Consider the following 22067-nt stretch of genomic DNA (forward strand, 5'->3'; position numbering starts at 1 on the left):
TAACGGAACTCCACCCTGAAACTCTGCTACAATATCGCCAATTTTTTTCATATTGATCGAATTTGATCTCGAATGCTGTGCATTGAGCAGTAGGTGTATTTCATGAGCTTTAAGCAAGAACTGGCGGCACAAGTCGCCCAGCGACGTACGTTCGCTATTATTTCCCACCCCGATGCCGGTAAAACCACCATGACAGAAAAATTGCTGTTATGGGGTCAGGCTATTCAGGTGGCCGGGATGGTAAAAAGCCGTAAATCTGACCGGGCCGCAACATCGGACTGGATGGAAATGGAAAAAGAGCGTGGTATCTCGATTACAACCTCAGTGATGCAGTTCCCTTTCAAAGACAAGATGATCAATCTTCTGGACACCCCGGGACATGAAGACTTCTCGGAAGATACCTACCGTACCCTAACCGCGGTAGACTCGGCGCTGATGGTGATTGATGGTGCAAAAGGTGTCGAAGACCGAACCATTAAATTGATGGAAGTGTGTCGTATGCGCGATACCCCGATCATCTCATTCGTCAACAAAATGGACCGTGAAATCCGTGAACCGCTTGAGCTTCTGGATGAAATCGAAAACGTTCTGAAAATTAAATGTGTTCCGATCACCTGGCCGCTCGGTACTGGCCGTGATTTTGCCGGTGTATTCAATTTAATCGAAGAAAAATTCTACGTGTATAAAGCCGGTTTCGGTTCAGTCATTACCGAGATCGAAGTGCGAGATGGTTATGACTATCCTGATCTTCGTGAGAAAGTGGGTGAACTGGCTTGGGCGGCATTTGAAGAATCGCTGGAACTGGTACAAATGGCCAATGAGCCTTTAGATCGTGAAGAATTCCTGGCCGGTCGTCAAACGCCTGTGTTGTTCGGTACAGCCTTGGGTAACTTTGGTGTCGACCATGTTCTGGATGCCTTCAGTCAATATGCACCATCTCCTAAAGCCCATCCGACCCAAGATCGTGTTGTAGAAGCGGATGAAGAAGGCTTTACCGGTTTTGTCTTCAAGATTCAGGCCAATATGGATCCGAAACACCGTGACCGTATTGCCTTCATGCGGATCTGTTCAGGCAAGTATGAAAAAGGCTTGAAGATGAAGCATGTACGTTTGGATAAAGATGTGCGCATCAGCGATGCCTTAACTTTCCTGGCCGGTGATCGTCAGCATCTGGAAGAAGCTTGGCCGGGTGATATTATTGGTCTGCATAACCATGGCACCATCCAGATTGGCGATACATTTACCTCGGGTGAGAAACTTCAGTTTACCGGTATTCCGCACTTTGCGCCGGAAATGTTCCGTCGTGTCCGCTTGAAGGATCCATTAAAATCCAAGCAGTTGCAAAAAGGTCTGAAAGAACTTTCAGAAGAAGGCGCGACCCAGGTATTCATGCCGCAGAATAACAACGACCTGATCGTGGGTGCGGTGGGTGTGCTACAGTTTGAAGTGGTGGCTTACCGTCTGAAAGAAGAATACAAGGTTGATTGTGTTTACGAACCGGTCAGTATCAACACAGTGCGTTGGGTATCTTGTGATGACGAGAAGAAATTCAACGAATTCAAGAAAAAAGCCCATGACCAGTTGTCTGTCGATGGTGGAGGTCATTTGACTTATCTTGCACCAAGCCGGGTGAATTTACAGCTCATGCAAGAACGTTATCCGGACATCGTGTTCCACAATACGCGTGAACACTAAAATTTCAGGCTTCGCAGCTAAAGTTTAAAAATATCAAACAGCTTCTCCGGAAGCTGTTTTATTTTATGCTACATTTAAGCAATTAATAACTCGATAGATATAGCAAAGAGAATGAAGCTCAGCAAGGAAGTCGTCCTCGGTTCTGTGATTGGTTTAAGTCTTGTCCTGAGTGGCTGTGATCAAAGCGAAAAAGAGCCTGTTAATACTCCGCAAAATGAGAAAATGACCGCAGCTCAGCAGACCGCAGATGTTTTGCCTTATCTGAATATTCAAGAGCAGCCGGCTAAAATTGCCTTGCCATTTTGTGAAAATAAAAACTGTATCAATCTGGATATTCAGACCTTGCATACGGTTGATCCATGGATGAACCAATGGATTGAAAAGCAGCAGGCCAAAGTGATTCAGGATCAAATCGGCTTGAAACAGGACATGAATTTACAGCAGGCGATCAATGCCTATGTAAAAAAATCGGATGCGTGGCAGGCGCAGCTCAATCTGAACAAGGCTTATGAGTTATCGCTATATACCCGTATTCCTTACCAACGCAATCAATATGTATTGATGCAGATTGGGGTCGATACCAAACAGGAAAATGTCAGCGTGCATGAGCGCTATTATTTTTTTGTGGCTGATCGTCGCCAGCAGAAAATGCTGACCCCACTGGATATTATCGATCCTAAGCAACAGTTATTAATGGATCAGATTATTCAGCAAGCCTATGAGACATGGCTCAAAGAAAATGATCAGCAAGTGCAGCAGAAAGCGCCGAAAAAACTGTATTGGGGACAAGCTGACTGGTTTTTTGATCAGGAAGGTATTGGTCTGCATTTTCGCAGCCATGAAATTAGCAAAGACGCCAAACAACTGGATATTTATTTAACAAAACAACAAACACAACAGGTCTTGAAAGCTGATATCTATCAGCATATGTTTTAAAGCTCATGATCCTGCAAGCGTACAGGTTCCAAAAAGGTGAATGAATGCCAAAATACAAGAATATCTTTTGTCTATCCATCCTGGCATCAGCGATCTTGCTGAGTGCCTGTCAGCCGAAGAGTAATGAGCCGGAAGAATCAAGTGCTTCCGAGGTGCTACAAGCCGAAGCTGAAGCACTTAAACTCAGCGGCGATACCGAAAAGCTCAAGCTGGCGATTCCAGAATGTGAAGACAAAAGCTGTCCGGAAATTTCGATCGAACGTCTGAACAGTAATCAGAGCTTTATTGATGAATGGATCGACCAGCAGATTCTGCAACAGTTGAAAAATATCCTGTCTCTTGATGCGATTGAACCGGCAAAAGTGAGCGCTGCCAGCGAAGCAGACGTTGCCGCCTCTGAACCCAAAGCTGCTTTAGCAACAGTGGTGACACCAAAACAGCAGCTTGAGCAGCAAACTCAACCTTATATGCAGACTTTCTTGAATCTGGATAAAGAGCTCAAGGCCCTGAGTGCCAGTCATAGTATTAGCCTGATGATTAAGCCCAAGATTCTGCATTCGGGTGATCCTCTAGCGACAGTAGTTTTGAACAGCAGTTATTATCTGGGAGGCGCACACGGGGCATCTGCACAGACTTATTATAATTTTGATCTGGAACAGAAAAAGCTGATCAAGCTGGATGACATTATTGCGGTCAAACAGAAAGCCCAACTGGAAGCGCGTGCTTATGATGCGTTTAAAACCTGGGTGGTAGAGTCCAAGCTGGCCAAAGATGTCGCCGAATATGAACAGGCCTGGAAGTTCAAACTCACCGATAATTTCTATCTGGCTCAACAAGGTCTGGTCTTGCAATATGCCGAATATGAAATTGGGCCATATGTGGTTGGCTTGCCACGTTTAATGATTCCTTATGAGCAGCTACAAGGTGTACTAAAACCCGAATATCTGCCTCAAACTGAAAAAGCTGCCTCTGAGGCACAGCCAGCACCTGTTGCAAAAGCCAAATGACCTTAAAATTGTTTGATACGCATACCCATTTTGATGTTCCCGATTTTGATCCTGATCGGGAACAGTTGGCGTATGCGGCCAAAGCGGCAGGTGTCGAGCATCTGGTTTTAATTGGTTTTTTGCAAAACCGTTTTGCTGATCTGTTAGGAACTCACGACTTTATCAATGACCTGGAAAATGCACCGCAAAGTCATTTAGCACCGGGCTTGCATCCATTTTATATTGAACAGCATCAGACTGATCATTTACAGGAGCTGGAACAGCTGCTTAAAAATGAGCACTGTATTGCCATTGGTGAAATCGGACTGGATACCTTTTTTAAACAGCACAAACAGGCTGAAATTTTCCAGAAACAAAAAGATTTTTTTGCTGCACAGCTTGAACTGGCACAGCAATTCGATAAGCCGGTTTTGCTGCATATCCGTAAATCCCATGCGGAGGTTTTGCAGATTTTAAAACAGCAGCAGTTTAAACAGGGCGGCATTGCGCATGCCTTTGGTGGTGGGGTTGAGGAAGCCAAAGCCTTTATCAAACTGGGATTCAAACTGGGCATCACCGGGCAAATCACCAATCCAAATGCCAAAAAACTGCATCAAGTGGTGCAGTATGTCGGACCGGAACATCTGGTAGTAGAAACTGACTGTCCGGATATGACACCACTCTGTTGTCAAAGCTCGACCGAGCAACGTACCCGAAATACACCTGCAAATTTACCTTATGTGCTGCAAGGACTGGCAAAGAGTCTACATATGCACAAAGAGGAACTGGCTGAACAGCTCTGGCAAAATACTCATCAGGCCCTGCATCTGGCCATTTAAGTTAACGCTCTTAACTCGGTCTTAAATTCCCAGTTCATCATAAATAGAAAAAAAGGTGCATTATGCAATTTCTAAAATGCTCCAGACTTGGCATCATGCCATATACATTTTTTTAGGTGAGATTCACATGGCACAAGGACTTTTGGCGGGTAAGCGCTTCTTGATCGCGGGCATTGCGAGTAAATTATCGATTGCTTTTGGTATTGCTCAAGCATTGCATCGTGAAGGTGCTGAATTGGCTTTTACTTATCCAAATGAAAAGCTGAAAAAGCGGGTAGATGACTTTGCTGAACAGTTTGGTTCGAAACTGGTTTTTCCTTGTGATGTGGCAGTAGATGCTGAAATTGACTATGCATTTGCTGAACTGGCTAAACACTGGGATGGTCTGGACGGCGTAGTGCATTCTATCGGTTTTGCACCGGCACATACGCTAGATGGTGACTTCACCGAGATCACGGATCGTGAAGGCTTTAATATTGCACATGACATCAGTGCTTATAGCTTTATTGCAATGGCACGTGCGGCAAAACCTTTGCTGCAAGTCCGTCAAGGCTGTTTGCTGACATTGACCTATCAAGGTTCTGAGCGTGTAATGCCAAACTATAACGTGATGGGTATGGCCAAAGCCTCTTTAGAAGCAGGCGTACGTTATTTGGCGTCTAGCTTGGGTCAGGAAGGTATTCGTGTGAACGCGATCTCTGCGGGTCCAATCCGTACCTTGGCAGCTTCAGGTATTAAATCATTCCGTAAAATGCTTGACCTGAATGAGAAAGTTGCTCCATTAAAACGTAATGTGACGATTGAAGATGTCGGTAATGCTGCATTGTTCCTGTGCTCGCCATGGGCTAACGGGATTACTGGTGAAATCCTGTATGTTGATGCTGGTTTTAATACTGTTGGTATGAGCGCTGATTTGATGGCGGATGCGGAATAAATCCTATAAGTCCTCTCTCCCTCAGGGAAAGAGTTAGAGAGAGGGGAATGACTTCTTCCTCTGAGTGAGGAAATGATTAAAATCCCCCTCATTCCCCCTTTGATAAAGGGGGAGGCCACTCAAGGCAATAAAAAAGACCGCATAAGCGGTCTTTTTTAGATTTGAAGGATAGCGATTAAGCTTGACCATCCACAGCAGCGGCTTGCGCACGTTGCATATTGGCTTCAAATTCAGCATCGAAGTTGATTGGTGTAAGTAGCAACTGTGGGAAGCTGCCTTTAGTCACCATATCATTCACTGCTTCACGTAGGAACGGGAACAGGATGTTCGGACAGTATGCACCCAGGATATATGGAAGACGCTCTTCTTCAACGCCATCCACCAGGAAAATACCGGCTTGAGTCACATCAACGATAAACGCGGTATCACCTTCGTTGGTTGCTTGAACCACGACTTTCAAAGCTACTTCAAAATGAGTTTCATCAATTTTTTCTGCAGAAGAAGAAAGATTGATGTTTAACTCAGGTTGCCATTGCTTGGTAAAAACTTGCGCCCCAGGAACTTCAAAAGAAATATCTTTGGTGTAAATACGCTCTAATGCCAATTGTGGTTGAGCTTGTTGTTCTTCACTCATTTTTTGATCCTTAATATGAAGTGATAATTTTAGTAAGGTTAAGCCAGCAATTCATCAAGTTTGCCTTCACGCTCTAAAGCATAAAGTTGGTCAAAACCACCGATGAACTGATCATTAATAAAAATTTGTGGCACGGTACGGTGATTGGTACGCTGCATCAATTCAAGACGTACTTCAGGCGCTTCTTGAGACAAGTTAATCTCTTTATATGCCACACCCTTACGTTCCAGTAGCTGTTTTGCACGCACGCAATAAGGACACACTGTCGTCGAGTAAATAGTAACTTCAGCCATGATCAATCTCCTGTTCGTGGATTATTTGCTTTTCACCAAAGGTAAACCTTGAGCTTTCCAGTTGCTGACGCCGCCATCAAGACGGTAGGCATCGGCATGACCAACCTGCTGTAATGCAGTACCAGCCACCTGTCCAAGGTTACAAATGAACACCAAAGGGCGATCAGATGCTTTCAGCTCTTCAACATGTTTTGTAATCTGGCTATATGGAATATTACGGCTGCCGCTGATATGACCTTCACGGAAGTCTTTGGCATCACGTAAATCAATCAGCATGGCATTTTTTGCTTTGACTAAAATTCCCAGCGATTGCGGAGAAATTTTGCGACCGTTACGTTGACCTTCGATAATGAAGAACAAAACCACTAATACCGCGAGTGTTCCAAATAAGAAGGGGTGATTCCCCATAAACTCGAACCAACGTTCCACAATTCACCTAATTACAATTTTAAAATTGCCAAGAGTATAGCTCATAAATATGGTGATCAAAATCACCGCTTCAAGGGCCAAGGGTTAAGAAAATTAATTTTTTTGCTGTGCTTCAGTGATTTCGTCGATTAAACGTAAATAGCTGTCCAGTCGGCGCGGTAAAATTTCACCTGCGGCAGCAGCCTGACGCAAAGCACATTGTTTTTCATGCTTATGGGTACAGTTACGGAACTGACAATGGCCGAGCAGGTTTTCAATTTCAGGAAAGCCGCTTTGTACCTTATCTAAAGTCAGATGCCACAGGCCAAATTCACGAATTCCCGGAGAGTCAATCAGGGCGGCACCTTCACCAAAACCGATCAAGCGCGTTGATGTCGTAGTGTGCTGACCAAGTGCCGAGTTTTCCGAAATAATATTGGTTTTCTGTGCGGCATCCGGCACGATCGCATTAATCAGCGTGCTTTTACCCACACCAGATTGACCGACGAAAGCCACCGTTTCATTTTCCAGACGATTAGACAGTGCAGTCAGGTCGCCATCGGATTGGGTCTGCATCACTTCATAACCGAGATCTTGATATTCTTGCAGCAGAGTCAGAATCGGATCGTTTTCTTTTAACAAATCGGCTTTATTCATCACCAGCAATGCAGGAATATCGGCATCGGCACAGGCCACCAGATAACGGTCGATCAGGCCCGGCGCTGGCTCAGGCAATGGTGCAAACACGATCACAATCAGTGAAATGTTGGCCGCTACCGGTTTAACCTTGTGATAGCGGTCGGGGCGTGTCAATAAGGATTTTCGGGGATGAATCGCGGTGATAATTCCTAAACCGGTATTCGGATCGGCTTGCCATTTGACCCGGTCACCCGTGACCAATAAATCCAGATTGGTTCGAGTATGACAGCGCCAGACGCTGTCCAGTTCAATCTCTTTCCAGAAAGGTTCAGGCTCACCATCGGCGACCACAGGTTTTTCAGGGTGAATGTCAGGGCGAGACAAAGCTTGCACTTCAAGTTGGCGGCCATAATGTTGCACCACTAAACCTTCAAGATCACTGGAGGTATCGAGATCTTCTTGACGTGTTTTCTGTTGTTTCTGAATGCGGCGCTGTTGTTGCTCTGTCAGACGACGCTTACGTATTAAGGCCATTCATATCCTAAAAAAACCGGGTAAATCAGATGGCAAAAATAGCATGAAGCAGCCCCCGAATGACACCCAAGATGTAATTAATTTGCTACTATAGTTGTTTTTAAACCCAATAAGATTGCACATTTATGAGCAGCACCGCTGATACCCGCCTGATTTGGATTGACCTTGAAATGACAGGTCTAGACACAGACAATGATCAAATTATTGAAATTGCAACAATTGTAACCGATGACAATTTGAATATTTTGGCAGAAGGTCCTGTGCTTGCGGTACATCAGCCTACACGTCTGTTAAATGCCATGGATGAGTGGAACACTCGCCAGCATGGCCAGTCTGGTCTGATTGAACGTGTACGTCGCAGTAAACTGACCGCTCAGGATGCCGAACAGCAAACTATTGAATTCCTGAAAAAATGGGTCAATCCAAAATCTTCACCGATGTGTGGTAACTCGATCTGTCAGGATCGCCGTTTCTTGCACCGCCTGATGCCTGAACTGGAGCAGTATTTCCATTACCGTAATCTGGATGTATCTTCAGTGAAAGAACTGGCCAAACGCTGGCGCCCGGAAATCATGAGCGGTCTCAAGAAAAATGCCTCGCATCTGGCGATGGATGACATTCGTGATTCGATTGCGGAATTGAAATACTATCGTGAATATTTTTTCATCATGAATAAAGATTAATTCCGATAGATGAAAAAGAGGCGAAAGCCTCTTTTTTTATTTTACTGAACTGGATTTTTTCTAGTGTAAAACTGCTCCATGCTTTCAAAGCCTACCCACAAGAGTAATAACACAATCAGATGATTCTGTGTTTCATAACGATCGAAAATAACTAAGCCAAATAATCCTAAAGTCATTAAACGAATGAGAATGCTGAGATAATAATTTTTGTTCTTTTGGCTGATCAGAACATAAAAATAAAGCCCGATACAAACAATGTTCAAACCCAAAAGGGTGTTAAATAGCATGACATTCCACTCCTTTTGGCCAAATGACATAGAATTAATTTGTTGATATTTTAATCAATCGCGAGTCGGTTGTCGCTCTCATCCAATCTGAATGTCATTTAAATCGATCAAAAATTTAGTGGCGGTAAAGAAAAGCGGATTTTGCTAAAATGATCCGGTATTTTTATTGCTATAGATGACCTATGACTGACCTGCTTCAAGATGATGAATATGACCGCCGTTTTGCTGGTGTTGCCAAAATTTATGGAGAAGACAGCTTTAACCATTATGAAAAAAGTCATGTGATGGTGATTGGTATCGGTGGTGTCGGTTCATGGGCGGTAGAAGCACTGGCACGTAGCGGTGTGGGCGAGCTGACCTTGGTCGATATGGATGTGGTGGCCGCGTCTAATATTAACCGTCAATTGCCTGCCATGAGTACGACATTAGGTCACGAAAAAATTGAAGTTATGGCCGAGCGTTGCCGTGCAATTAATCCACGGATTAAAATCAATCTAATTGATGATTATCTGACGCCTGAGAATATCAAAGAAATTTTAGCTCCGACACCGGATCTGATTTTAGATTGCATCGATGATGTCAAAGCCAAATTTGCCCTGATGCTACATTGTCGCTTTAACAAGATTCCTTTAATTGTATCGGGCGGGGCAGGTGGCAAACTGGATCCACTGAAAATTCGTGTTGCAGATTTATCTAAAACCGAACAGGACCCGATGCTGGCCAAATTGCGTGCCCAGTTACGTGCTAAAGGCATCTGTAAAAAGCCCAAAGAAAAATTCGGCATTACCTGTGTCTATTCAATTGATAATCCATTCTCCAGTGCCGATGTCTGCGCCAGTGCCGGCTTGCGCTGTGGGGGGTATGGCTCTGCCGTGGTGGTGACTTCGAGCTTTGCCATGGTTGCCGTGGCAGAAGGTTTGAAAAAGCTCGATAGTAAAAGAGCAAAAGCCTGATTTAAAAAATAAAAAGCACAATCTATGTGCTTTTTTTAAACTGGCGTTTAGAATGAAAGGATTCATTCGCAGAACAAAAATAATGTTTTGGAGCAGCTATGTGGTTCTTGCTGGTACTGATTTTGGGGATAGGGGCGTTAGCGATCTGGATGTGGAAACGTCCCGATCCGGTGAAACGTGATCAGGCGAAGGCTGTACAACATGATTTATGGATTGAGCAGATTGATGCTCAACTGAAACATGCAGCACGTTTGAGTTCAGATCCAGAACATCCGAATTATGAACGTGCCTATCAGATTTATCAGGGGCTGGCCCAGCAACAGGAAATTCCACAAGCTTATGTAGGCATGGGCCTGATGCATCTGCAAGGTCTGGGACATGAGCAGAATACCGAAAAGGCGATTAGTTATCTAGAAAAAGCCTTTCGTCTGGGCAGTGATGATGCAGCCTATCATTTGGGGCAGATTCATGAAGGGGAGGCGTATCAACAGGCTGACCCGGAAAAAGCTTTGTATTGGTACCGACATGCGGTAGCACGTGGCAATCTGGATGCCCAGTACCGCATCACTGAACTTTCTTCGACCGAAGACCATCAAAATGAGACCGCTGCAGAGACACAGCGTCTGGCCTTGTTAATACAAAATGCCGGGCAGGGTCATGCCAATTCGCAGTATCAGCTGGCTCAATATTATTTAACAGATTCAGCGACCCAGGATTTAGTGCAAGGAATTCATTATCTGTTTCTGGCGGCGCAACAAGATCATTTGGCTGCCAATCAGCAGATTGCGAACTCTTATGCGCGTGGCCAGATTCTGCCTCAAGACCTGAAGCAATCGCTGCAATTTATTAAACGCTGTATCAGTCTCGGTGACCAGAAAGGTCTCTATGATTATTATGCCGGTGTGCTACAGGGCCGTATCGATACCGACCAGCGTCAGCGCGTGTTCCAGCATTTATTACAGCAGTCCAAAGAACACGCCGATGCACACGCTAAGACCTTAATCGGGCTGGCCTATTTTCATGGCTGGTATGTTGATAAAAATGAAACCATGGCATTTCGTTACTGGGCGGAAGCGGCCAACAGTCAGCATGCACCTGCCTTATGTATGATTGCTGCGCTGTATTTTGAACAGCACCTGGTGGCCAACGAACCGCAAAAAGCATTTGAGTTATATCAGGCTGCCTATCAGCTTAGTCCTGACGATGTGTCTGCACGGATGGGGCTGGCACTGTGTTATTTAAATGGTGTCGGTACAGTAAAAGACATTGCCAAAGCCACACAAATGATTCAGAACGCGGCACAGCAGTATTGGCAGATTGAAGCTCAATCTGAAGCGGATTTAATTTATAGCGTTGGCCGGTTTTATAGTCTGGTTGAATACCCTTTACCGACACGCGACAAAGCTATCCAGTACCTGAATCAGGCGGTTGCAAAAGGTTCGAAAGAGGCGGCATGGTTCCTGTACCAAGCTCTGTCAGGCATTTATCCTGTGTTTATCAATAATGCAGAGCTGGCCAATCGCTATCTGCATCAGGCTGCGCAATTGGGTCATGCCCAGGCACAAGCAGAATTGGGCTTGAAGTATCTTCAAGGGCAACAGATTGCGCAGGATATTGCCTTAGGCTTGAGCTATCTGCAAAAAGCAGCCGCTCAGCAGAATGGTGTGGCGCTAAATGCTCTGGGTGAATCCTATGAGCAAGGTCAAGGTGTTGAGAGTAATATTGAGCAAGCCGTACAGTATTATCAGCAGGCGGCAGCGCAGGTGAATGCAGATGCCTATAGTCATCTTGGACGTTTATATACCAAAGGCATTGGCGTGGCGCGTGATATCGGGATTGCACGGGACTGGCTGGAAAAAGGCAGTTTGCTCGGACATGAGCGATCGATTGAATTATTGAAAAATGTGAATGCATATTTGCAAATGAAATAAACTGACCCAAATAATATGAACTAAAAAACCGCTGTCTGTCAGCGGTTTTTTATGGATTAAGCTTTGTTAAGGCAATTCACGGATAGGACTACCACCTAATGCCTGCATTAAAGTCACATAGGCATTGTATTGGTTCTGTCGGGTTTGCACCAAGGACAGCCGTGCATTGCGCGTGGTTTCCTGCGCATCCAGCAGGTTTTTCAAGGCCACTGCACCATTACGATAACGCACTTCAGTCAAGCGTTCAGTTCTTTCTGCCAACTCTACATTCCGTTGCTGCAAAGTCACCTGCTTAGTGAGCTCAGTACGATTCGACAAGGCATTTTCCACATCGGAAAAGGCTTCGTACATGGTCTGGCGATATTGCATAATCGCTTTTTCATATTCCAGCTCATTGACTTGCAGATCACGTTTCATGTCATTCCATTGCAGGAAAGGCAAAGTCAGACCGGCACCTAAAGTTGCAACCGGATTTTTTAGGGCATTCGAGAGGGATGTACTGCTGCCAATACCGGTGGTCAGATTACCGGTCAAACTAATGGATGGATAGTAGCTGGCTTTGTTGGCATCTTTATTGGCCAGTGCCTTACGCAAGCGCAGTTCAGTCGCTCGAAGGTCAGGACGACGTGACAATAAACTTGCCGGTAAGTCGGCCTGAATACTCGGCAATTGAATATTCGGTAAACGACTTGGCTCTTGAATCGCGAGCTGTTGTACCGGCATATGCAGCAATACCGCGAGTCCGGTACGTGTTTCCACACGTTGTTGTTCAATCTGGCTTAAGGTTGCCTGTTGGCTTTGAATCGCCTGTTCCGCCTGGGTTAAATCCAGACCAGATACTGCGCCGGCACGATATTGCACTCGCACCAGATCATAGGTTTTTTGCGCGGTCGCCAGATTTTGCTGTACCACGCTATAACGTTCATTCAGATAAGCCAGTTGCCAATAGAGTTGTGCCGTGGTGCCAATCAGGCTTTGTGCGGTTGCCTGCAAGTCTTCTTCAGAGGCCAGTGCTTCCCAGCGTGCCGCTTCAGTCTGATTGGCCAGTTTACCAAACAGGTCCAGCTCATAGCTTAAGTCCGGATAACCCAGTGAAAGACCCGTCGAAGAATCGCCGCCACCATCTAGGCTAAAACGATGGCCCGTTGAAATTCTTGCATCACCGACGCGAACGCCTTGCTGACTTTGAGCTTGTCTGGCTTGAATACGGGCCTGTTGTAAACTGATGCCAGCCACTGCTAGGTCGGTATTCTGCGCCAATACTTCATTCACCAAATTATTTAATTGCGGATCTTTAAATAAGGTCCACCATTGATCTGCCAAAATATCGGCATGAATCTGCTGACTAAGCACCTTATTGTTTTGAAAGCTACCCGGCATATTGATCGCAGGCTGTTCATAGGGGGTTTTCACCACTGCGGCACAACCGACCAGCGAGCTTCCCAGCAACAGGGCACTGGCAAGCTTGGTTAAATTCATTTGCATATCAGATTCCTTATTCGCGAGAGAGCGCATCGACTGGATTCAGACGAGCAGCGTTACGTGCCGGGATAAAGCCAAACACAATCCCGATCAGGCTTGAGCAGACAAAGGCCGCTACAATCGAAGTGGTTGAATACGCCATCTGGAAAGTACCGCCGGCAAAGTGGGTAATTAATTGGCCAATCCCGAGGGAAAGCAGCACACCCAAAATACCACCCAAGATACAGACCAGAACGGCTTCAATCAGGAATTGCTGCAAAATATCACTTTGACGTGCACCCACCGCCATACGCACGCCGATTTCCTGGGTACGTTCAGTCACTGACACCAGCATGATATTCATTACCCCAATCCCGCCGACCACCAGTGAAATTACCGCAATCGCTGAAATCAAAAGGGTCATGGTGGCTGTGGTTTGCTGAATGGTTTCACGGATACTGTCGGCATTCTGGGTAAACACATCCTGCGCGCCATGTCGCTGTACCAGCAAATTCAAAATCGCATTTTCAGCCGCCGCACTTGGGTATTCATCCTTAATCCGCACAATGATGCTACGCACATTGGATTGCCCCAGCATACGGCTCATGACGGTGGAATACGGCAGATAGACATTCAGGCTGTCATTATTGCCCATCATGCCTTTTTGCGCGTCAATCACCCCGATAATCCGGCTCGGTACGCTCCCGAGTAAAATCACCTGACCCACCGGATTGGTGCCATCCTTAAAGAAGGTATTTTTGGTATTGGTGTCAATGACGACATCTTGCGCCTGTTGCATGACGCTACTGCGGTCAAAAGGCTGACCGGACTGGAAAGTCATGCCACGTACATAGAAGAAATCTTCACTAACGCCGTTGACCGTAGTTGATGCTTCAATTTCTTTATAACGGCCGGTGACACTGCTATTCACCGATGGGCTAACGCCATCGACATAAGGCTGTTCAGCCAGCGCATCGGCATCGGCCGGAATCAGGGTTTTGGACTGTGAAGATCTGGAATTATCCCCAAAGCCTCGACCCTGAAATACGGTAATGGTATTGGTACCCAGACTGCTGATATTTTCCAGAATCTGCTTTTGTGAGCCATTGCCTAGTGCCACCACCGAGACCACCGAAGCGATCCCGATAATGATTCCGAGCATGGTCAGGAAAGTCCGCATGCGATGCGCATTCATGGCCAGCAATGCCATACGGAAGGCTTCACCCAGACGGTCAACTGCAGAACGCCATGAAGAAATCTTCTTTTGTTCACTGCGGATCAGCGGCTGTTTTTCCAGATGCTCTTCGACTTCAGGAACATTGGGCTGGTCGGAAATGATATTACCGTCTGAAATCTCGATAATTCGTGTCGCATTTTTCGCTACATTATGATCATGCGTGACCAGAATGATGGTATGACCTTTGGCATTCAGTTCACGCAAAATACGCATCACTTCAATACCGCTGTTCTTGTCCAATGCACCTGTCGGTTCATCGGCCAGAATCACGTCACCGCCATTCATCAGCGCACGGGCAATCGAAACCCGTTGCTGCTGACCACCAGAGAGCTGGCTCGGACGGTTCTGGGTTTTTTCACCCAGACCCAGATCAGTCAGAATCTTGACTGCTCGTTCATGCCGTTCAGATGAATCTGCACCGGCATAAATCGCAGGAACTTCGACATTGCCTGCTGCGTTTAAATCACCCAATAAATGATAACGCTGGAAAATAAAGCCGAAATATTCACGGCGTAATTGTGCCAGTTCATCCGCTTCCAGTTCGCGGGTTTCACGGCCTTTAACCTTATAGCTACCGGTAGTTGGTTTGTCCAGACAACCCAGAATGTTCATCAGGGTCGATTTACCGGAACCGGACTGGCCGACAATCGCTACCAGTTCACCCGGATAAATCTCCAGATTCACCCCTTTTAAAATCTGGACCGTGCTTTCACCCGCAGGGAATTCACGAACCAGATTTTTCACCTCGAGGAGAGGCTGTTGTTGTGAATTCATGCTTACATTCTCATTGGGCCACGGCTATTGCCACCGCGTTTTGCTGCATCATTGGAGGTGTCAGAACCATCGGCAATCACCACCTGATCACCACGTTTTAAACCTTTCAGCACTTGCGCAGTCGCACGGTTATTCAAGCCGATTAATACAGGGGTTGGTTTCGCAGTACCATCGGCTTGCAAGACACGAACCATGCCACGTTGTGCTTTACCTTGCTCAATCAATGCAAGTTCTGCTTCAGACAGGTTTAGATGCGCTGGACGTTCACCGGCAGGGCGATTGCCTTGAGTCGATTCAGCTTCAGGACGTGATGCCGGACTGCCTTCACCGCGAGAACCCTCACCACGCGCTTCACCACGATTGGCACGTGGCGGACGGTTTGAACCTTGAATGGCCGCAGCAGGAATGGTCAGCACATTTTTGGCTTCATCCAGTACGATATAAACTTGTGCAGTCATATCAATACGTAATTTTCCATCTTCATTCGGTACATCGAACAATGCGTTGTAATACACCGCAGAACTTGACGATGAGCTTGAGGTATTGCTATCGGTATTAATTGAATTGGGTGCAGGCTCAACCTGACGTAGTTTGGCGTAAATCTTTTTCTCGTTATTGCCTAACGTAGTGAAATAAACCGTCTGACCTTCTTCAACTTTCATGACATCCGCTTCAGAAATTTCAGCTTTAATGGTCATGGTGTCGAGTTTGGCCAGTTTAACAATGGTCGGCGCACTCTGGTTGGCATTCACGGTTTGACCTTCTTCAGTCACAATCGCCACAATCGTGCCATCCATCGGGGCTACAATCTGGGTATAGCCAAGATCTTCTTTGGCAGTCGCCAGCGTCAAACGCGACTGTTCAATCTGTGCATTGATAGCGGTGATATCCGCTTGCGCCGTTTTATAGTTCGCAAATGCCGATTCCAGCTCTGAGCGAGAAGTGGCATCCTGTGCATACATGGCTTTCTGACGGTTGTATTCAGCTTCAACTTTGGCCAAATTCGCCTGTCTTACTGCAAGTTGTGCCATCTGATTTTTAATGCTGGCTTCAGCGGTTTTTAAATCATTTTCCTGACGAACGGAGTCAATCCGCGCAATCAGCTGACCTTGCTTGACCTGATCGCCCAGTTCTACATACATTTTTCTGACCTGACCCGAAACCTGCGCCCCCACGCTGACCATCTTGGTCGCTTCCAGAATACCAGTCGCCAGTACAGAGCTTTCGATATCGCCTTGGGTGACTTCAGCCGTAATATATTGCGGAGGCTGTTCTTTGGGTTTGAGGAAGTACCACCCCGCAGCGATGAGCGCAATGGCAATCACGGCAGCCATAATCAATTTCGTCGGTTTTATTTTTGGCATGATCAATATCGGTTCAAAATCAGAGAATTGTGAACGATTATAAAAGCGAAATTAGGATAAATCGTGTATTTTTTTAAACTAATAGGAATGATTATTATTTTATTTTTCGAATTTTGACAAAGACTTAGTGAAATAGGGGCTTGCCACAGATACTGGAAATCGCCTGTAGTACCAAATGCTCCGGATTTTCATGTCCGAGTCCTTTAATTGAGGCATCAATTCTTAATAATAACCCCGGCCAGGCCAGAAAAGTCTGTGGGCTGAGACGGCGCAAGGCTTGTTGATATAACCCGACTTTGGTTTTCCAGATCCCGATTTGCAAGGCATTTTGCGGTTGTTCAAACAGCTGCATCAACAGACGCATTTCCTTGCTGAGACTCCATAAAATCAGGCTCATCGGTTCACCTGAAACGACTAGATACTGAAAAATTTTGATCGACTGGGAAAGATTACCTTGTAGCAGGGCATCGCTCAAATCATAGGTGCTATAACGTGACTGATCTTGTAAACATGCATATAAATGATCAACCTGAATGATATCGACTTCAGCAAAGGTATCGCTAACCCGCATCAGGCTGTTCTTTGCTGCAAGCAGGTTGTGCTCATGATGTTGTTCCAGCCATTGCCAGGCATCATTGGCTAAACGAATGCCGAGTTTTTCAGCTTCAATACCCAGAATCTGCTGCCGGTCTTTTGGATAATTGGCCACCAGCGAAACATTCACACCATTGGCATCAATCAGCTGAAAGAAACTGGATTTCAGGCTATTACTATCCTGTTTGGGCATCACCACCAACAGCAGGTTTTGTTCATTATGCTGCAAATAGTTTTTCAGTAACTTGATTGCGCTGGCATCCGGTTTGATATTGCCATGTACTTCAATCGCCAACTGGGTTGAAAACAGCGACAAGCTGTTCAAGGCATTAAAGACGGTTTTCCAGTCGGCGACCGAACTAATGTCATAGCGTTGACGTTCAATGTCCTGCTTTTGCCAGCTGGCCCGAAAGGCATCAATTAAATTCTGTTCCAGCAAAGGCTCTTGACCATGCAAGACCCAAGCACCGCGAGCTTCATCGACACGTTTCAGGGCTTGCAGATAATCAAGTTTCATAAAGAGGTCTTATTGAGCAGGTTGCGCTGAGGTATTTTGTTTGGCTAAGGGTAAGCGGTTCGATGAAATCTGACGCGCGATCTGCTGCGCCACATCATCAATAATGACCTGATTCAGATATTTTTGTTCTTGGTCATCAGTGTTAACGGTTTCAATATCATACTGATACGTACGTGTTGCCACGACAGTCCGTGGTTCAGTGATCGGATTGCCTTGTGCATCTTCAATCCGGAAAGTCACGTTTAAACGTAATAAGGTTTCAACCAGTTTACCGTTTAGTTCCAGACGACGAGGGGTGTAATCCAGGACACGTAACACATAAGCATTAGGTGCATTACTTAGCTGTACGCCTGCAGCACCGAGGTAAACTGCCAGTTTCTCTTGCAGTTCTTCAGTATTGGGCGGTAAAGACAGGCTCATGACAGAGTAAGCAACAGGTGCGGAGCTCGGATTGGTTCCTTTCAGATGAAAACCACAGCCGACTAAGCCTGCACTCAGACCACAAGTTAAAACAATTGCTGCTAAACGTTTGCCCAAATGCATGTGTTGCCCTCTATGCTTCCCGAAAGGGAATATTTGAAATCCTGAACTGGATTGTAAAGTCAAAGCCCGTTGGCTGGCAACGGGCTTTGTTTGGGAATTTTGAAATCCTTCATAAAGTTCCTTCTCCCTTTGGGAGAAGGTTAGGATGAGGGTTTATATATTTACCTCTCCCTAACCCTCTCCTGAAAGGAGAGGGAATGTAAGGACTTAAACCACCAAATTCACTAATTTATTCGGTACCACAATTTCTTTCTTGGTTGGGCCAGTCAAGAATTGTTGAACTTCAGGCAATGCTTTGGCTTGAGCCAAAATATCATCTTTAGAAGCATCGACTGATACTTCTAACTTACCACGGAGTTTACCGTTGACTTGAACCACAATCGTTTGTGTATTACGTGTCAGCGCAGATTCATCTACCGCAGGGAATAAAGTTGAATTCAATTCAATGCCAAATTCGGCCAATAAAGTCTGGCTTAAATGCGGTGCAAATGGTGCAAGTAAAGTTAACAGCGTGGTAATCGATTCACGTGCAACCGCCACGTCATTGTCATCTTGGGCTTCAAATTTGTTGTTCGCGTTTAGAAGTTCCATCAATGCAGCAATGGCAGTGTTAAATGCATGACGACGTTCGATGTCATCACCGACTTTCTGGATGGTTTCGTGAGTTTTACGACGTAGGTCTTGCGCGGCCGTTGAAAGAGCAGTTTTGTCGATGCTGGCAGCAGTATTCGCTTTTTCAAGGAAACCTGTTGCTAAACGCCATACACGTTTCAGGAAGCGGTTTGCACCCTCAACACCGGCATCAGACCATTCCAGTGATTGATCTGGTGGTGCTGCGAACATCATGAACACGCGTGCCGTATCTGCGCCGTACTGGTCAATAATCGATTGCGGGTCGATACCGTTATTTTTCGATTTCGACATTTTTTCCTGACCGCCAACCACAACTTCTTGGCCATCTTCTTTATATTTGGCAGAAAGCACACGGCCTTTTTCGTCTTTTTCAAGTTCGATATCTGCCGGGTTAAACCAGGTTTTCTTGCCAGATTCAGCCTCACGATAGAAGGTATCTGCAAGCACCATCCCTTGCGTTAACAAGTTAGTGAATGGTTCATTGCCTTGTACCACGCCTTCATCACGCATCAATTTGTGGAAGAAGCGTGCATAAAGCAAATGCAGAATCGCGTGTTCAACACCACCGATGTATTGGTTGACAGGTAACCAAGTTTGACCCGCTTCAGGTTTTACCATGCCATCAGTAAAGTCTGGAGATGCATAACGTGCATAGTACCAAGATGATTCCACGAAGGTATCTAGCGTATCTGTTTCACGACGAGCATCGCCACCACAGCTTGGGCATGACGTTTCGTAGAATTCAGGCATTTTGTTCAACGGGTTACCTGAACCATCTGGAACAACGTCAGTCGGAAGAACCACAGGAAGCTGCTCTTCAGGTACTGGCACTTGACCACATGATGGACAGTTAATCATTGGAATTGGACAACCCCAATAACGCTGACGGGAAACACCCCAGTCACGTAAACGGAATTGAACCTTAGAACTTGCCAGGCCTGTTGGTTCTAATTTGGCAAGGAATGCATCGTATGCACCCTGGAAATCTAGACCGTCAAATTCGCCTGAATTAACCAGTTTACCTTCTTTAGAACCATACCATTCTTGCCACTCTGTCTCAGAGAACTCAGCATCATCTGCGCCTTTGGCATCAATCACTTGCTTGATGGTCAAACTATATTTATTGGCAAATTCGAAGTCACGTTCATCATGTGAAGGCACTGCCATCACCGCACCTGAACCGTAAGACATCAATACATAGTTCGCGATCCAAACAGGAACTTCTTCACCTGTGACAGGGTGTTTTACAGAAAGACCGGTTGCCATGCCTTTCTTCTCGGCAGTCGCAAGATCCGCTTCTGCCACAGAACCCATACGGCATTCTTCAATGAATGCACCCAATTCTGGGTTTGTTTCAGCCGCTTTCAGCGCCATCGGGTGTTCTGCTGCAACTGCAACATACGTTACGCCCATCAGCGTGTCGGCACGTGTGGTGAAGACTGTTAAACCATCTGCATAAACTTCTGGATTCGCTGAAGGGAAGGTGATTTCCATCCCTTGTGAGCGGCCAATCCAGTTACGTTGCATGGTCAATACTTGTTGTGGCCAACCGTCTTTAAGCGTGTCTAAATCGTCCAGTAACTCTTGCGCATAATCAGTGATGCGGAAGTAGTACATTGGAATATCACGTTTTTCTACCAATGCACCTGAACGCCAGCCGCGACCATTTTCAACCTGTTCGTTGGCAAGAACAGTCTGATCGACCGGATCCCAGTTCACTGTAGAAAGTTTACGGTAGATCAAACCTTTTTTATAAAGCTGAACGAATAACCATTGTTCCCAGCGGTAGTATTCTGGTGTGCAGGTTGCGAATTCGCGATCCCAATCCACTGCAAGACCTAACTTTTTCAACTGATTACGCATGTAATCAATGTTTTCAAAGGTCCATTTTGCAGGAGCAACTTGATGCGCAATCGCTGCATTTTCAGCAGGCAGACCAAAAGCATCCCAACCCATCGGTTGCAGGACAGTTTCACCTTTTAAGCGATGGAAACGGCTGATCACGTCACCAATCGTATAGTTACGCACATGACCCATATGTAGCTTGCCACTTGGGTAAGGGAACATCGAGAGAATATAACGACGTGGACCTTCTACAGTGTCGGCAACTTTAAAGGCTTTGCGAGATTCCCAATCCTGTTGGACTTGAGGCTCAATCGCACTGGCTTGATATTCGGAATCAATGTGAGTAGTCATAAACGTATCAGTGAATTACGGTGAAAAAAGTCTGTTGCACAGCATAGCGCAAAATGTACCTAAAAGTGAATTTTGCGCCGGCATTTCCCGAAGAAAAAACACGCTGTTCTATATAGAGGTGTCTTATAAAGCAACTGCACGATTTTTAGATTGCTGCAAGGCTTCGTTGGCTTCACGTTGTTGCTGGTCCTGATTCGCAGGAACTTGAGGGGCTTGTTGCTGTTGTTCTTGAGGTGTGTTCTCGGTTTGAACTTCAGTTTCAGTCGTTCTAGATGATGCTGGTGCTGAATTTTTCCAGCCATAGGTATCCACTGTGGTGGCTTTTTTCGCAGATTTCGGTGGTGGCGTCTTGGTATAATGCGTGACACCTTTCGCATCGACCCATTTATGATACTGGATCGCGGAAGCGCTGGTGCTACAGATGCTCAAAACAACTGCGCAACTCAAACTGAAGGCGGTTAAAAAAGATATTTTCATTGTTCTTGGGCCTCGTCTTTCTAGGCGTAATATACTGCAATTATTGTAATAATTTTTTAGTAAAAATGATGGATTTTTATCTGTTTTATTCACTATTAATTAAAAAAACCAGTACAAGCTTGAATTTAAATAATCATTAACAAATTTTCATATTCAAAATTTATTAATAAGCAGTTTACTTTGATTTAATAAAAATTCATTCATTTTTTTTATATAAGACATATTAAAAATTTATAAAAATAAACTATTAAGTATATGAATTATATTAAATTAATTGAGGTTGTAGGAAGGTGGGGAATGGCTGCAAGCAGTAATTGCTGTTAAAAACAGCAAATTTGAATGCTATAAGTACAGATTGCCTGTTTTTTAAACTTGACTTTAAAGCCTGAAAACACAAGAATGCTGCAATAGTTTTATATGCCTTAGATCGATCACCCTTCGACTAAGAGTCATTTCATGCAGTGGGCGATTTCTCTAGCCGAGAAATTGAACAAAGCTAAGCAAAATATGTTTATCCCA

At 45.4% G+C, this 22067-nt stretch carries 20 protein-coding genes; 8 read left to right on the top strand and 12 right to left on the bottom strand.

The features are described 5' to 3' along the window. Positions 1–102: 102 nt before the first annotated feature. The 5 genes from AC13CK_RS15100 to AC13CK_RS15120 all read left to right on the top strand — a co-directional run bounded on the left by AC13CK_RS15100 (position 103) and on the right by AC13CK_RS15120 (position 5390). Complete coding sequence (locus tag AC13CK_RS15100) at positions 103–1695, top strand: peptide chain release factor 3 (RefSeq protein WP_004647433.1); 1593 nt, start codon at positions 103–105, stop codon at positions 1693–1695. Between the two features lie 111 nt (positions 1696–1806). Then, positions 1807–2631: a hypothetical protein gene (locus AC13CK_RS15105; RefSeq protein ID WP_004647434.1), complete on the top strand. Its 825-nt coding sequence runs from the start codon at positions 1807–1809 to the stop codon at positions 2629–2631. A 44-nt stretch (positions 2632–2675) separates the two neighbouring features. Beyond that, positions 2676–3638 carry an RsiV family protein gene (locus AC13CK_RS15110; RefSeq protein WP_425879156.1) on the top strand — a complete coding sequence of 321 codons (963 nt, stop codon included), beginning with the start codon at positions 2676–2678 and terminating at the stop codon, positions 3636–3638. Further along, positions 3635–4456, top strand: coding sequence for a TatD family hydrolase (locus tag AC13CK_RS15115; protein ID WP_138743099.1), 822 nt, complete (start codon positions 3635–3637; stop codon positions 4454–4456). Before AC13CK_RS15110 ends, AC13CK_RS15115 begins: the two co-directional genes overlap by 4 nt. Positions 4457–4583: 127 nt before the next feature. Next, the gene (locus AC13CK_RS15120; protein WP_180181437.1) at positions 4584–5390 is read left to right on the top strand and encodes an enoyl-ACP reductase FabI; all 807 of its coding nucleotides are present in this window, start codon (positions 4584–4586) and stop codon (positions 5388–5390) included. Between the two features lie 175 nt (positions 5391–5565). Here AC13CK_RS15120 and secB read toward each other — a convergent pair whose 3' ends face one another. The 4 genes from secB to rsgA form a co-directional block, all read right to left on the bottom strand. Continuing rightward, positions 5566–6024: a protein-export chaperone SecB gene (gene secB, locus AC13CK_RS15125; protein ID WP_004647439.1), complete on the bottom strand. Its 459-nt coding sequence runs from the start codon at positions 6022–6024 to the stop codon at positions 5566–5568. A gap of 38 nt (positions 6025–6062) precedes the next feature. Further along, complete coding sequence (gene grxC, locus AC13CK_RS15130; protein ID WP_004278388.1) at positions 6063–6317, bottom strand: glutaredoxin 3; 255 nt, start codon at positions 6315–6317, stop codon at positions 6063–6065. A gap of 21 nt (positions 6318–6338) precedes the next feature. After that, on the bottom strand, positions 6339–6746 hold the full coding sequence (locus AC13CK_RS15135) for a rhodanese-like domain-containing protein (RefSeq protein ID WP_004278386.1): 408 nt from the start codon (positions 6744–6746) through the stop codon (positions 6339–6341). Between the two features lie 93 nt (positions 6747–6839). Continuing rightward, the gene (rsgA, locus tag AC13CK_RS15140; protein ID WP_005103207.1) at positions 6840–7898 is read right to left on the bottom strand and encodes a ribosome small subunit-dependent GTPase A; all 1059 of its coding nucleotides are present in this window, start codon (positions 7896–7898) and stop codon (positions 6840–6842) included. Positions 7899–8023: 125 nt separating this feature from the next. On the opposite strand from rsgA, the gene orn reads away from it, so the two are divergent. Continuing rightward, positions 8024–8581 (top strand): oligoribonuclease, encoded by a 558-nt coding sequence (gene orn / locus AC13CK_RS15145; protein ID WP_425879160.1) that lies wholly within the window; start codon positions 8024–8026, stop codon positions 8579–8581. Between the two features lie 41 nt (positions 8582–8622). Here the strand turns inward: orn and AC13CK_RS15150 are convergent, their stop codons facing one another. Then, complete coding sequence (locus tag AC13CK_RS15150) at positions 8623–8868, bottom strand: hypothetical protein (protein ID WP_005107898.1); 246 nt, start codon at positions 8866–8868, stop codon at positions 8623–8625. Positions 8869–9050: 182 nt separating this feature from the next. Here AC13CK_RS15150 and AC13CK_RS15155 point away from each other — a divergent pair, with 182 nt between their 5' ends. Together AC13CK_RS15155 and AC13CK_RS15160 are read left to right on the top strand one after the other, a co-directional pair. Beyond that, positions 9051–9821, top strand: coding sequence for a tRNA threonylcarbamoyladenosine dehydratase (locus AC13CK_RS15155; protein ID WP_005103214.1), 771 nt, complete (start codon positions 9051–9053; stop codon positions 9819–9821). 98 nt (positions 9822–9919) lie between these two features. Beyond that, positions 9920–11752 (top strand): tetratricopeptide repeat protein, encoded by a 1833-nt coding sequence (locus AC13CK_RS15160; protein WP_005261812.1) that lies wholly within the window; start codon positions 9920–9922, stop codon positions 11750–11752. A 66-nt stretch (positions 11753–11818) separates the two neighbouring features. On the opposite strand, the gene AC13CK_RS15165 is transcribed toward AC13CK_RS15160, so the two are convergent. From AC13CK_RS15165 to AC13CK_RS15195, 7 genes are all read right to left on the bottom strand, one after another. Further along, positions 11819–13237: an efflux transporter outer membrane subunit gene (locus AC13CK_RS15165; RefSeq protein ID WP_482831286.1), complete on the bottom strand. Its 1419-nt coding sequence runs from the start codon at positions 13235–13237 to the stop codon at positions 11819–11821. A gap of 10 nt (positions 13238–13247) precedes the next feature. Next, positions 13248–15224, bottom strand: coding sequence for a MacB family efflux pump subunit (locus AC13CK_RS15170; protein WP_482831287.1), 1977 nt, complete (start codon positions 15222–15224; stop codon positions 13248–13250). A 2-nt stretch (positions 15225–15226) separates the two neighbouring features. Then, positions 15227–16588: a MacA family efflux pump subunit gene (locus AC13CK_RS15175; protein ID WP_482831288.1), complete on the bottom strand. Its 1362-nt coding sequence runs from the start codon at positions 16586–16588 to the stop codon at positions 15227–15229. A 124-nt stretch (positions 16589–16712) separates the two neighbouring features. After that, on the bottom strand, positions 16713–17699 hold the full coding sequence (holA, locus tag AC13CK_RS15180) for a DNA polymerase III subunit delta (protein ID WP_004733070.1): 987 nt from the start codon (positions 17697–17699) through the stop codon (positions 16713–16715). A 9-nt stretch (positions 17700–17708) separates the two neighbouring features. Beyond that, positions 17709–18242 (bottom strand): LPS-assembly lipoprotein LptE, encoded by a 534-nt coding sequence (locus AC13CK_RS15185; RefSeq protein ID WP_004733068.1) that lies wholly within the window; start codon positions 18240–18242, stop codon positions 17709–17711. A gap of 207 nt (positions 18243–18449) precedes the next feature. Further along, positions 18450–21071 (bottom strand): leucine--tRNA ligase, encoded by a 2622-nt coding sequence (gene leuS, locus AC13CK_RS15190; protein WP_482831289.1) that lies wholly within the window; start codon positions 21069–21071, stop codon positions 18450–18452. A gap of 123 nt (positions 21072–21194) precedes the next feature. Continuing rightward, the gene (locus AC13CK_RS15195; protein ID WP_005250747.1) at positions 21195–21548 is read right to left on the bottom strand and encodes a DUF4124 domain-containing protein; all 354 of its coding nucleotides are present in this window, start codon (positions 21546–21548) and stop codon (positions 21195–21197) included. Positions 21549–22067 lie beyond the last annotated feature (519 nt).

Source organism: Acinetobacter sp. L-24 (assembly GCF_056857555.1).

Excerpts from the sequence above, each read along its gene's own strand:
- orn (WP_425879160.1), top strand. The coding sequence starts at position 8,024 with ATGAGCAGCACCGCTGATACCCGCCTGATTTGGATTGACCTTGAAATG.
- holA (WP_004733070.1), bottom strand. The coding sequence starts at position 17,699 with ATGAAACTTGATTATCTGCAAGCCCTGAAACGTGTCGATGAAGCTCGC.
- AC13CK_RS15110 (WP_425879156.1), top strand. The coding sequence starts at position 2,676 with ATGCCAAAATACAAGAATATCTTTTGTCTATCCATCCTGGCATCAGCG.
- AC13CK_RS15155 (WP_005103214.1), top strand. The coding sequence starts at position 9,051 with ATGACTGACCTGCTTCAAGATGATGAATATGACCGCCGTTTTGCTGGT.
- AC13CK_RS15115 (WP_138743099.1), top strand. The coding sequence starts at position 3,635 with ATGACCTTAAAATTGTTTGATACGCATACCCATTTTGATGTTCCCGAT.
- AC13CK_RS15150 (WP_005107898.1), bottom strand. The coding sequence starts at position 8,868 with ATGCTATTTAACACCCTTTTGGGTTTGAACATTGTTTGTATCGGGCTT.
- AC13CK_RS15120 (WP_180181437.1), top strand. The coding sequence starts at position 4,584 with ATGGCACAAGGACTTTTGGCGGGTAAGCGCTTCTTGATCGCGGGCATT.
- grxC (WP_004278388.1), bottom strand. The coding sequence starts at position 6,317 with ATGGCTGAAGTTACTATTTACTCGACGACAGTGTGTCCTTATTGCGTG.
- AC13CK_RS15160 (WP_005261812.1), top strand. The coding sequence starts at position 9,920 with ATGTGGTTCTTGCTGGTACTGATTTTGGGGATAGGGGCGTTAGCGATC.
- AC13CK_RS15195 (WP_005250747.1), bottom strand. The coding sequence starts at position 21,548 with ATGAAAATATCTTTTTTAACCGCCTTCAGTTTGAGTTGCGCAGTTGTT.
- AC13CK_RS15165 (WP_482831286.1), bottom strand. The coding sequence starts at position 13,237 with ATGCAAATGAATTTAACCAAGCTTGCCAGTGCCCTGTTGCTGGGAAGC.
- secB (WP_004647439.1), bottom strand. The coding sequence starts at position 6,024 with ATGAGTGAAGAACAACAAGCTCAACCACAATTGGCATTAGAGCGTATT.
- rsgA (WP_005103207.1), bottom strand. The coding sequence starts at position 7,898 with ATGGCCTTAATACGTAAGCGTCGTCTGACAGAGCAACAACAGCGCCGC.
- AC13CK_RS15170 (WP_482831287.1), bottom strand. The coding sequence starts at position 15,224 with ATGAATTCACAACAACAGCCTCTCCTCGAGGTGAAAAATCTGGTTCGT.
- leuS (WP_482831289.1), bottom strand. The coding sequence starts at position 21,071 with ATGACTACTCACATTGATTCCGAATATCAAGCCAGTGCGATTGAGCCT.
- AC13CK_RS15185 (WP_004733068.1), bottom strand. The coding sequence starts at position 18,242 with ATGCATTTGGGCAAACGTTTAGCAGCAATTGTTTTAACTTGTGGTCTG.
- AC13CK_RS15175 (WP_482831288.1), bottom strand. The coding sequence starts at position 16,588 with ATGCCAAAAATAAAACCGACGAAATTGATTATGGCTGCCGTGATTGCC.
- AC13CK_RS15105 (WP_004647434.1), top strand. The coding sequence starts at position 1,807 with ATGAAGCTCAGCAAGGAAGTCGTCCTCGGTTCTGTGATTGGTTTAAGT.
- AC13CK_RS15100 (WP_004647433.1), top strand. The coding sequence starts at position 103 with ATGAGCTTTAAGCAAGAACTGGCGGCACAAGTCGCCCAGCGACGTACG.